Origin of the sequence: Serratia rubidaea (assembly GCF_016026735.1) — a bacterium.
Lineage (GTDB): Bacteria > Pseudomonadota > Gammaproteobacteria > Enterobacterales > Enterobacteriaceae > Serratia_B > Serratia_B rubidaea.
In genome coordinates, this window is record NZ_CP065640.1 from 4,412,022 (window position 1) to 4,423,794 (window position 11,773).

At 57.1% G+C, this 11,773-nt stretch carries 9 protein-coding genes; all 9 read right to left on the reverse strand.

The window, feature by feature from the left end:
- The 9 genes from I6G83_RS20815 to I6G83_RS20855 all read right to left on the reverse strand — a co-directional run bounded on the left by I6G83_RS20815 (position 1) and on the right by I6G83_RS20855 (position 11,681).
- Positions 1–906 (reverse strand): glycosyltransferase family 2 protein, encoded by a 906-nt coding sequence (locus tag I6G83_RS20815; protein WP_054307663.1) that lies wholly within the window; start codon positions 904–906, stop codon positions 1–3.
- Positions 907–990: 84 nt separating this feature from the next.
- A complete protein-coding gene (locus I6G83_RS20820; protein WP_054307662.1) occupies positions 991–1,839 on the reverse strand; it encodes an ATP-grasp fold amidoligase family protein in 849 nt (282 codons plus the stop codon).
- A complete protein-coding gene (locus tag I6G83_RS20825) occupies positions 1,832–3,118 on the reverse strand; it encodes a flippase (RefSeq protein WP_054307661.1) in 1,287 nt (428 codons plus the stop codon). Before I6G83_RS20825 ends, I6G83_RS20820 begins: the two co-directional genes overlap by 8 nt.
- A 4-nt stretch (positions 3,119–3,122) precedes the next feature.
- Entirely contained in the window at positions 3,123–5,309 is a 2,187-nt protein-coding gene (locus tag I6G83_RS20830; RefSeq protein ID WP_054307660.1) for a polysaccharide biosynthesis tyrosine autokinase, read from the reverse strand.
- Positions 5,310–5,335: 26 nt separating this feature from the next.
- Positions 5,336–6,466, reverse strand: coding sequence for a polysaccharide export protein (locus I6G83_RS20835; protein WP_054307659.1), 1,131 nt, complete (start codon positions 6,464–6,466; stop codon positions 5,336–5,338).
- Positions 6,467–6,488: 22 nt separating this feature from the next.
- Positions 6,489–7,538 carry a UDP-N-acetylglucosamine--undecaprenyl-phosphate N-acetylglucosaminephosphotransferase gene (wecA, locus tag I6G83_RS20840; RefSeq protein WP_054307658.1) on the reverse strand — a complete coding sequence of 350 codons (1,050 nt, stop codon included), beginning with the start codon at positions 7,536–7,538 and terminating at the stop codon, positions 6,489–6,491.
- Positions 7,539–7,597: 59 nt separating this feature from the next.
- Positions 7,598–8,560 carry an NAD-dependent epimerase/dehydratase family protein gene (locus I6G83_RS20845; RefSeq protein ID WP_054307657.1) on the reverse strand — a complete coding sequence of 321 codons (963 nt, stop codon included), beginning with the start codon at positions 8,558–8,560 and terminating at the stop codon, positions 7,598–7,600.
- Positions 8,561–8,740: 180 nt separating this feature from the next.
- Positions 8,741–9,610 (reverse strand): winged helix-turn-helix domain-containing protein, encoded by an 870-nt coding sequence (locus I6G83_RS20850; protein ID WP_054307656.1) that lies wholly within the window; start codon positions 9,608–9,610, stop codon positions 8,741–8,743.
- 676 nt (positions 9,611–10,286) lie between these two features.
- Positions 10,287–11,681, reverse strand: coding sequence for a NarK family nitrate/nitrite MFS transporter (locus I6G83_RS20855; RefSeq protein WP_054307655.1), 1,395 nt, complete (start codon positions 11,679–11,681; stop codon positions 10,287–10,289).
- Positions 11,682–11,773 lie beyond the last annotated feature (92 nt).

Genomic DNA, 11,773 nt, shown 5'->3' on the forward strand with positions numbered 1-11,773 from the left:
TCACCTCCAAAAACCGTTACGAACATGGCGCAGCAGGCGGCCACCCAACGGGAACACTCCCAGCCGCGTCAGACAGTCGCCGTACAGCTTGATCAATTTGAATTTACCGCTCAGCGAATGCTGCAGAATGCGTGAGGAGTAATAGTTGAACGCCTGCTGGTTTTCGCTATAAAGGGACGCCAGCAAATGTTTGCAGGCAAAGCCGCTGATATGCCGCTCGCTGGCGTGCAGGAAAGCGTCGATAAACAGATCGCTGGCCTCCAGATTCAACCGCGCGCTCATCCGGCTGGTGCGGCCAACGTCCAGATATACGCCGCCGCCGACATCGTGTGCGACCTGTGCGCCCAAATTGGTGGCATTAACCAGAAATCCCCAGTCCTGATGCTTCGCCAGAAATTCGGGAAACAAAAAGCGCCGGTCGCTTTTTTTACGCATGCTGATGGTGGAAGAGCGGATGTCACCCATCTCCAGGAACAGGAAATCCTCCCCGGCGCTGCCGCTCTGATACTGAAAGGTGTAGTCGCGCACCGACAGACCGCTTACCTCAGCGTAATTGCCGAAAATAATGTCGATGCTGACGTCTTCATGGTGCTTCAGGCGGCGGATAAGATAGTTGGTGGTGAAGTAATCGTCAGCGTCGAGAAAAAACACCACCTCCGCCTCCGCCAGCCGTACCCCCAGATTGCGCGATACCGACGCATTGCTCTTTTGCTTCTTCTCATGCAGCATCACCTGGCTGTGGGCGCTGGCGATTTGCCGCACCTGGGCGATGTCAATCGCCTCCGAGCCGTCGTCCACCAGAATCACCTGATAGTCGAATCCCCGGCAGGCGGCAAAAATGCGGGAGAGCGTCTTCGGTAAAAATCCTGCGCTGTTATAAATTGGCATAACAATTGAGAAATCCATTTCTTACCTCAAGGATAGTGGTAGATCATCGCGTTTATCCGCGGTCATAACGGGCGTAAGGCAACGCCGACGTCATGCCGTACGCTACTCGGTAAAATAGTCGCCCCACTCCTGATCGATGCGCTCAGGCTGCAGACGTGTCATGCCGGCGCCGGGCGTAAACGTCAGTTCGCCGAAATAAACCCGCTCGCCCACCTGATAAAAATCAACCCGCAGATAGGAAAACTGCCGCACGGTCAACCGCGCCAGACGCAGCATCTCCGCCAGCTGCGAGGGTGCGGCGGCGGGCTGTTCTGCATTGGGCAGGCCAATGCGGATTTCAGTGCGGTTCCAGCGCTCATCGAAGATATCCCGCCGGTGTTCACCGAAGCGGTGGTAATCCACCTGGATAAATATGCGGATCACGCCATCACAGTTGAAGCAGTGAAATTTAAGATCGTTCGGCACCTCGCCGTTTTCCAGCAGCAGCCGCTCAACCATGATGCAGGGGGTAATATCGCGGTAGTGGCGCTCGCGACTTTGCTGATAAAAGTTGGCGCGCATCCAGCGCTGGGACTGGTCATATAACTCGGCATAGCTGACCTGCTCCTTATCAAATACCAGCCGGTTATAACCGCTGCCGTGATTGGCCTTGAGTACAAACTGACGCGGCAGACGGCTAAAAACGTCGTAACTCAGCGCCTCGCCGTGCGCATACAGCTCAATCAGGTACTCTTCTCCCCAAAGCCCGGCAATAAATTCGCGCACCCGGTATTTATCAGACAGCCTGGTGTAAATAGCGCGCGGATAAATTTTACGCCGCATCAACTTCTCGCCATAACCGCGCGGACTGGACAAATGCGGTAATCGCTTAAAACGCAGCGCATATTTCACCTGATGGTGCAGCGCGTCGGGCAGACGCCGGACGATCCCTCTAAATAAACGATTAAGCATGCCGCCTCCTTAGCGTGCGAATAAAACGTGGCAGGGCGTAATAACAGGTCAGTAGCAGGCGAACGATCTGCCCGCCGCGGAAAAAAGCGTTCAAAACAAACAGAGAAAGAAATTCGGCCAGCAGCGTCGACAGCGCCGCGCCGAGCAGCCCGTAACGCGGGATCAGCACGGCGTTCATCGCCGCGTTGGCCAACGCCACCAGCGGCATTTTCAGCGCAATAAAGCGATAGCCCGCCAGCAGCACCATGTTGCGGTACGCCACCGTCCCCAATACGGAAAACAGCGCGGTCAGCGTACAGATAGCCAGGATGCCGGCGGCCGGGCGGAACGCATCGCCGTACAGCCAGGTCACCAGCGGCGTGGCGCAGCCGCTCAGTATCAGCAGCGCCGGCAGCGACATCAGCAGCGCCAGCAGGCACAGCAGACGGATACGGTACGCCCGCTCCGGGCCGGCGGCGCTGCGGGCAATCCCCGGCATCAGCGACGTTACCAGCGCCAGCGGAATAAAGGTCCAGCCCTGACTCAGCGTCACGGCAGCGCTGTACCACCCCACCGCCTGCGGCCCGAGCAGGTTGCCGAGCATAATCTGGTCAATACGGGTATAGATGACGATCGACAGCCCGGCGGCGGCCAGCGGCAGGCCGACGCGCAGCAGGTAGCGGTCATAGCGCCGAGACGCGCGTGCGCTATGCAGCGCCGGCGGCGACGGTTCCCGGCGGAACAGCCACAGGCGCGTCAGATACGGCAGCGCGCTGGCGATTAAATACGGTACGGCAAACCATACCAGCGGCAGCGCCGCGCCGATCAGCGCCAGCCGCAGCACAATCGCCAGCGTTAACGCCAGATTGTTAATCAACGTATTACGCTTCGCCTGCAGCCGGGCGTCGTAGTAAATCTTGTATACGTCCTGGACGGAAAAATAGGCGCTTGCCAACAGCAGCGTGCTCATCCAGGTCTGCGGCGCCGGGTGATGATAAAAACTCCATAGCCACAGCGGCAGCGCCAGCAGTAAAAACAGCCGCCGTCGCAGGCGCATGGAGGCAAGCATCAGCCGAACGCCGCTGGCTTGGCGGCGAGCAACGCGGTTGAAGATCACGCTGTCGGCGCCCAACTGCGCCAGCGGCACCACGATGGCGATAGTCGCCAACAGGTAGTTCAGCGTGCCGAACTGCGCCGGCCCCAGGTAGCGCGCCACATAGACCGAGACAAACACCCCCGACAGGCTGAGCGATACCCGCTCCAGCATCAGCCAGAACGCATTGTGCAAAATCGCCTTCATACGACTAGGTTCCTGACGCCGCCTCGCCCTCTTCCCGATGACTCGGGTAGGCGAAGTTGTAATAGCCGACATCGGTCACGGCCTTTTGCACCACGCCGTTAAGGATCACCCCTTTGACAATGACGCCGTTTTGTTCAAAGCGACGCAGGCTGGTTTCAACCTGTTTGATACTATTGGCCGCAAAACGCACCACCATCAGCGATGTACCAGCGTGATGTCCGATAACCGCCGCATCGGTAACCGCCAGGATCGGCGGCGTATCGATCAGCACCATGTCGTAACGCTGTCCCGCCCAGCACAAGAAATCCGTAAAACGCGGGTGCATCAACAGCTCGGAGGGATTCGGCGGTACCTGTCCGCGCGGCACAAAATCCAGATTGGCTATCGCCGTGGTACGCACCGACAGGCTCGGCTCCAGCTGGCCGACCAGTACGTCGGATAACCCCCGCTGCGCGTCGTTACTCAACCAGCGGTGCAGAAACCCCTTGCGCATATCGCCATCGATCAGTAATACCCGCTGGCCGGCCTGCGCCAGCACCGCCGCCAGATTGATACTGGCGAAACTTTTCCCGCTGGCCGGGCTGGCGCCGGAGATCATCAGGATATTGTTGCTCGCCTCCGTCATGGCGAAGTGCAGGCTGGTGCGCAAACTGCGAAACGCTTCGACGGCCAGATCCTCCGGCTGCTCCTGCGCCAGTATCGGCAGCCGTTCGCCGCCGGCGCGCGTCAACAACAGCTGCTGGCTGCGGTTGCGTTTGCTTTGCCATAGCGACAGCGGCACCGTGGCGTACACATTGATACCGCATTTTTCCAGCGCGGCGGTATCGCCGATCCCCCGATGGAAGGCGCTGCGCAGCAAAATTATCGCGGCGGTAATCGTCGCGCCGCTGAGCAGCGCCAGGATGACGATCAGCATTTTCTGCGGTTTGATCGGTTTAATCGCCGTTTCCGCCGCATCGATAATGCGAATGTTCCCCACCGTGCCCGCTTTGCTGATGTTCAGCTCCTGCTGCTTGTTCAGCAGCTGCATATACACCTGCTGATCAACCTGCACATCGCGCGTCAGCCGCAGCACCTCCTGCTGGGTTTTCGGCAGATTCTGCACCTGCTTGCCCAGACGCGCTTTCTCCTGTTGCAGCGTGGCGCGTTTTTCCAACAGGGCGCGATACGCCGGATGCGCGCGGGTATACAGTTTGGATATCTCCGACTCTCTGAAGGTCAGTTCGTTAAGCTGCGCCTCCAGCTGCACCTGCGTATCCAGTACTGATTTGGCCTCCAGCGACAGATCCACCGAATCATTCTGCCGGCGGAACTGATTCAGCCGGTTCTCCGCCTGATTCAGCGAAGCGCGGATCTGCGGCAACTGGCGCGCCAGAAAAGCCAGCATGCGCTGGGCCTCTTCAGTTTTACGATCGATATTCTGCTGCAGATAATTTTCGGTGATGCTCTGCAGCACCCGTTTGGCGCGCTGCGGGTCTTCACTTTCCAGTTTGAAGGTCATGATGCCGCTCTCTTTACCCGCCAGAGCGATACTCAGCGTACGGCGCAGATCGTCAATCGCCTGCTGACGCGCCAACTTCACAACGCTGAACGTCGCGCCCGGTTCGGCTGACAGCGTCGTCACGCGCAGGCGCCATGCGCCGTCCTGCAACGTTTCCCCCGCCCGCCCGCGCAGCAGCGTTCGTCCGTCCTGGCTCAGGGTAAAGCGCTGGTCTTCCCGCACGCTTAAGGTCAGGGGTTCTCCCTGCATATCCGCCGGCACCGCCAGTTCGGCTATCGCCAACTGTGGCAAAGGCTTACCCAACAGGCGCGCAATACCTTTACCCACCAGCGGGAACGTGTCTGCGCTGACGCGCACCGTCAACCCCTGACTGTCCACGGTTTTCCCCAGCACATAACGGGAATTGACCAGCGCCACTTCATCCTGCGTGGCGGAAAACTGCTCGCCGGCGTTATCCAGCGACTGACGCAGCAGCGACGCGCCGCTGGTCGGTTGCTCCACCTGCGCCATCGCCGTCGCCTCATAAACCGGCGTCGCCAGCAGCGCATAAAGCCCCCCCAGCAGCGCCGCCAGGAGGGTTGCCAGCGCCAGACGCCAGCGGTTGTCCCATAGCGAGCCAAGCAGTCGCTCCCACTCCAGCGTCTCTTCTCTGGCCGCCGCTGCGACAGGCTGCACACTATTTTTTATCATCGCTGTTCCTTGCATTGCCCCTGCCCTTACCAGTTGCGCAACCGCAACGTAGCCTCGCTCAGATCGTTCAACCCGGAAATAGTCGGCACCAATTGGCTAATCAACCGGTTCCAGCGCGTTACCGCCGCCGCGGTGACATACACCACGTCGTACGGCCGTAGGTAAAACTCCGTACCCATCGCCAACGCGGTAGCGTCCGACAGGTCAAACTGGTACAGCGCCGCCAACGGCCCTCCGTCCTTGTCGCGGCCGGGGCGAATAACGAAGACGCCGGTGGCGTCTGCCAACGTTTGACTCATGCCGCCGGCGTTGCCCAGCGCCTCGGTCAATGTCATGCCGCTGCGGTCCAGCTTCAGGGTGGCCTGCCTGCCAACCTCGCCCATCACAAATACTTTCTGGTCGTCGTTGCGCGGCACGTAAAGAATATCCCCTGCCGTCAGCGGCAGATTCTGGCTCAGATCGCCGTACTGCATCAGTGCCTGTAAAGAGATCGCCTGCTCTTTTCCCTGTCGCGTCACGATCACATTGCGCCAATCAGCCGCTTCGGTCAGTCCGCCTGCGGCGTTGATCGCATCCAGCACCGTGAGCGGCACATTGGTGATCGGTTGCTGGCCGGAGACGTTCACCTCACCGGTGACATAGGCTTTTTGCGAACGAAATGCGGCAATAGTGACGCCCACCTGCGGATTCTCAACCACTTCCGCCAACCGGGCAGCGATCAGGCTGCGCACCTCCTCAAGGGTTTTCCCCGCTACCTGCAGCCTGCCGATATATGGATAAAAAATGCTGCCGTCGGTATGCACCCAGTTGCCGGTATCGCTGGCGCTGCGATACTGCCCGGCCGGCGTGGTCAGCTCCGGGTGATCCCACACCGTGACGTTCAATACGTCGCCGACGCCAATGCGGTATTGATAGTTCTGTCGGAACAGCTCCAACTGCGGATTGGGCCGCGCTGACGGCGCCACCCGCCGCATTTCCGCCAACAGCATCGGCGTCATGCGGTATACCTCCACACGCGGCGTCGGCGCAGCGGCATCGTCAGCCAGCGTAACCTTATGCTTACCGGCCGTCGGCAAATGAGAACCGGGGAACAGACTGCAACTGCCGAGCAGCGCGGCGGATAACGCCAGCGCCAGACGGGAAAAAACACGATTCATGCAAGCATCCTGCTACAAAAAATTAACGATCGGCAGCCGGCGAACCGGACGCCATCCTTGTCCGCCGCGGCTCGCGCCCCAGCAGAAAATAACCGCCGGAACACAGCAAAAATGCGGCCAGCATCAGATTCTCCTGCAGCCCCAGCAGCTCGCCGAACAGGCCGAAAGCAGCCAACGCCATAGCCAACAGCCCGCTGACCGCCAACGCCTGACGGGCACGGAGGCCACGGCGTATCAGAATATGGTGGAGATGATCGCGCCCGGCGCGAAACGGACTCTGACGCCGGGCGATACGACGCAGCATTACGCTCGCCATATCCATCAGCGGCATCGCGATCAGCCACAGCGCGCCGACCGGACGCATCACCGCATCGCCGCCCTGCGTTGCGGCCAGCAGCAGCCACAGCACGGTAAACCCCATCACCATGCTGCCGGCGTCGCCCATAAAGACTTGGTTGCGGCGCCCCAGGAGGCCGAGGTTAAACAGCAGATAGGCCGCCAGGGTGGCGATCAGGCTCAGGCACCAGAACACCGCGCCCGGGCGGCCGCCCAGGGCGAACAGTACGGTCAGCCCGGAGAGGGTCACGCAGCACTGAATGCCCAGTTGGCCGTCTATGCCGTCAACCATGTTGTAAGCGTTGATCGCGCCCCATACCGCCAACGGCGTCACCAGCAGAGCGCCGTAGCCAAGCTGCACCGTTTCGTCGCCCCACAGACGCCCCAGCGAGGAGAGCTGCATGCCGGCCGCCAGCATCATCACCAGCGCCAGCCCGCCCTGCACCGTCATGCGCGGCGCGACCGGCAGCTCAAAACGGTCGTCCAGCACGCCCAGCAGCAGCAAGGCCGTCACGCAGCACAGATATGTCGCCATATGCGGGATGCCGTCCGGTTGCCAGAGTGAAAACAGCACCACCGACAGATAAATCGCGATGCCGCCGCTTAGCGGGATATGCCCCTGATGCTGTTTGCGGGCGCTGGGTTTATCCACCAGCGCCAGTTTCACGGCGATTCGCCTGACGCAGGCCATCAGCAACAGCGCCAAAAAAAATATCACTCCCAGTTGATAAAGCATCGTCCCTCCTTGCCCTTGGCGCGACGCGTTGCGCACGCCGGCGTCAGCGTTCCCTTGCGTTAATGCGCGCCAAACTCATGCCTGATGGTTTTGCCGAGCGCATCATCCAAAGCCACAGGCGCAACAAAATCGCTGCGCACGTCGCTCTTAAACTGCGTTCTGGCGCAAAACTTCTGCACGCGCACGCGGCTGACAGGAAATTGCCGCCGGGTTATTTTACTCACCAGGTCTAACGCACCGGCGCCGCACAGCCCCAGCCAGTAGGGAATACGCAGCGTCCTGTTATTTTTACCCAGCGAAGCAGACACCGTGGTCACCAGCTGATTCATGGTCAAATCGGGTTTATCGACATAATTGCAGACCTGATAAGCGGACTGTTGGTCAAGCGCATATTCCAGCCGGGCGGCAATATTTTCGACATAGGCCATCGACTTGAAATTATTCCCGCTGCCAATCATGACAAATCGTCCGCCGGCAATTTGGCGCAGCAGGTTATAAACGTTGCCGCGATTACCTTCGCCAAAGACCACCGTCGGCCGGATGATCGTCAACTTGTTTTGCTTATCCGCCTTGCGCCAGGCTTCATAAACATATTCCGCTTCCAGTTTGGATTTGCCGTAATGGTTAAAAGGGGCAAAGGTGCCGTCTTCACCGGTTTCCTGCTGGACAAAGCCGTAAACGGCGACCGAAGAGGTAAAGATCATCTGACGGATGCCCAGCTCTGCGGCCTGATGGCACAGGTGGCGCGCCCCCTCCACATTCACCTGATAGTAAAGCGCGGTGGGCTGCACGTTATCCCGGTGCTCCGCCGCCAGATTGATCACCGCATCACACCCTTTCAGCGCGTCGCGCAGGGTTTGCGGCTGCGTTATATCGCCGTATTGATAAAGTTCGGGGTAGGCTTCACTCGGATTTTTATCAATAATGCGTAGGGTGATGTCACTGCGTGAACGCAGGCGTTTGACCAAACGCGTGCCAATAAAACCAGAACCACCGATAATAGCTACTTTCCGCTCATCCATAATATTCACTCAGCCTGTTATCGTTATTCCCGCCGACTAATGCAGACGAAAAACCAATGGCGATTAACCATCATTTCCTTTACAGACTGAACAAATTAATGCTCCCTTTCAAATAACAAAAAATAAAATAGCAGCCGCTGTGCCATGTGAAATAGGGTTGAAAGTGAAATTTCTCTTTAGCTAATTTTCTCTTTCCTGTGGAATAAATGCGTTTATCAAATGTTCCGGCAGAGTAAGCTGAATTTCGCCGCGGTCCTTTATTTCGTCGTCGCGGTATTGCTGCTGAAACTCTCCCTTTTTGGGATCGATGCACTCAATCGTCACCTGCAGCGACTTGTCTCCCTGATACAGGCATAAGAGCGAGTGCGACGCGGGCGCATCGGGATTGCCCAGTTTTAAAGTCAGCATCACCCGCTCCGGGGTGTGCATGCGATTTCCCCCCAGATAAAAGAAAACATTGGCGATAACCGCACATAACGTCAGCGCGGATAGCCACTTGACAGCGCGGGCAATCAGCAGGGAAAAACGTCCCGGCCGTTTCTGCGGCGCGTTAAACGGCTGTCGATGCCAAAAGTGGCGCCGGGATGCTATTTTTTCCTGCGCCATCCCCGGCTCATGCTCGTCACTTATTTCCACCTCTGCAGAAGCACGCCCCTCCGCCAAACTTTCAGATGATTCCTGTTGAATATCCCCTGAAGAAATGTAGCCAGAACCTAAAATAGGTTCTTCATCATGGCTATCATCGCTCAGGAAATTAAATATTGCGCGGTTTTCAACCTTGTAGCCTAAGCGAGGGATAGTTCTGATAATGGTGTGATCGCTGTCGCCTATCTTCTGACGAATCGATTTAATCGTCTGATTTATCGTCGAATCAGAGCAATAGGTGCCTTTCCAGATGCTTTCTATAATTTCCGCCCGGGTCACCAGTTCAGGAGAATTGGCCACCAGCAGAGAGAGTATTTGATACTCCTTCCAACGTAGACGGGTGCTTTTCCTGGAAGGGATCAATACATTGAGATTCCTGATCGTTATTCTTTTGTCGAGATCCACGTTAATTTCCTTAATGAGCCCACTCCTGCACGCGTGGTATAGAAATAAGAAAAAACGACCAAGAAATCAAATGTAAACTCAACAAGTTGGCGAATTTATATTTTCACTCATATGAAAATTCAATTTCACTTATGCGATCAATACATATCCATATAATTTTAACGCCTACCTTTCAGGCCTTATGGAAACCTCAGTCTTTCGCAGAAAACTCACCTAGCAACATTACAATTATTTGAATTTAAACATAAAAATACAAATTAAAGACGGACTGCCATCTGCAATGAATTTGTAAAATTTCATTCTTAACACAACAAGGCAACGCATTGATAAATATAATTTTCGAATTAATCCTATTGTAAGTTGATTATAAATAATGGCATGAAAGAAGAATGAGATTAATCTCATTGAATGATTGGCGGACAATTAAATTAAAATAGAAAATACTGGGGTGATACTATAGTTTAGACGTTACAGGGAAAGATGCACGGAAATGATTAGCGTAAATAATCCGACATTCAGCGCCATATTAGATAATGTACTGAGCCATTGGGTGAAGGCCTACATTTTATTAGGAAGCTTACCTATATTCCTGTTTAAATTTCTTGAGATTACAGTCATTAATTCCATTGGTGCAGGTATCTCTCTTAACGCAAAGATACCTGCCGGGAAAAGCGTGTTACCCGCGCGCCTTACGTCCGTATACCAGCCAGGTCACCGCCACGCAAAGTATATAAAACACCAGGAAGACTTTCATCGCTCCGGCCGGCGAACCGGTCATCGCCAGTGAGGTGCCGAAAGCTTTCGGGATGAAGAACCCGCCTATCGCGCCAATGGCGGAGATAAACCCCAACGCCGCGGCCGTATCGGTCACCGCTTCGCGCTGCGCCTCAGCGTCGCTGCCGCCGGCGGCCTTGACGCGGTCGACGGTGATTTTACGGAAAATAACCGCGATCATCTGGAACGTGGAGCCGCTGCCCAGTCCCGCCGTCAGGAACAGCAGCATAAAGACGCCGTAAAAGGCGATAAAGGAACCGGATGAGCCGGCGCTTGGCAGCGTCAGGAACAGCAGTCCGGCAAACAGCGCCATCAGCACGAAGTTGATCAGCGTCACGCGGACACCGCCGAAGCGATCTGACAGCGCGCCGCCGACCGGACGCGCCAGCGCGCCAAGGAACGGGCCGAAGAAGGCATAGTGCAGGATCACCACATCCGGAAACTGGGTCTTCGACAGCATGGCGAACCCGGCGGAAAAGCCGATAAAAGAGCCGAACGTAGACAGATACAACAGGCTCAGCAGCCACAGATGCCCGCGCTTGAGCACCGGCAGCTGCTGGCGCAGCGACGCCTTGGAGGCCGCCAGATCGTTCATGCCGAACCAGGCCGCCAGCGTGGCGACCAGTAAAAACGGCACCCAGATCCAGGCGGCGTTCTCCAGCCACAGCTGGCTGCCGTCCGGCTGCAGGTGGCCGCTGCCGCCAAACAGACCGAACATCCCCAGCGTAATCGCCAGCGGAGCCACCAGCTGCATCACGCTGACGCCGAGGTTGCCCAGGCCGCCGTTCAGCCCCAGCGCGCCGCCCTGCTTCGCTTTAGGGAAGAAGAAGCTGATATTCGCCATGCTGGAGGCGAAATTGGCGCCGCCGAAGCCGCACAGCAGCGCAATAATGACAAAGATATGGAACGGCGTGGCGGGATCCTGCACCACCACGCCCAGCCACAGGCAAGGCGCGATCAACAGGCAGGTGCTGATCGCCGTCCAGCGGCGGCCGCCGAAAATCGGTATCACGAAGGAGTACGGCACGCGCATAATCGCGCCGGATACCGAAGGCAACGCGGTCAGCATAAACAGCTGATCGGTGGTGAAGTTAAAACCGACCTTATTCAGGTTGACGGCAACGGCGCTGAACAACATCCAGACGCAGAAACCCAGAAGCAGACAGGGAATCGAAATCCACAGGTTGCGGTTGGCGATACGCTGCCCCCGCTGCTGCCAGAACTCACTGTCTTCGGGCCGCCAGTCCTGAATAACCGCGCCCGTTTTTTTGTTTGATGACGTTGCTATGTGCGACATAAATAACCTCGAAAGCACGCTGATAATTGCGCCCACCCTAGAGTCCCCCCGGTAGCGCAAAGTTGACATAAATCAAGCCGGGTGCAGGTAGT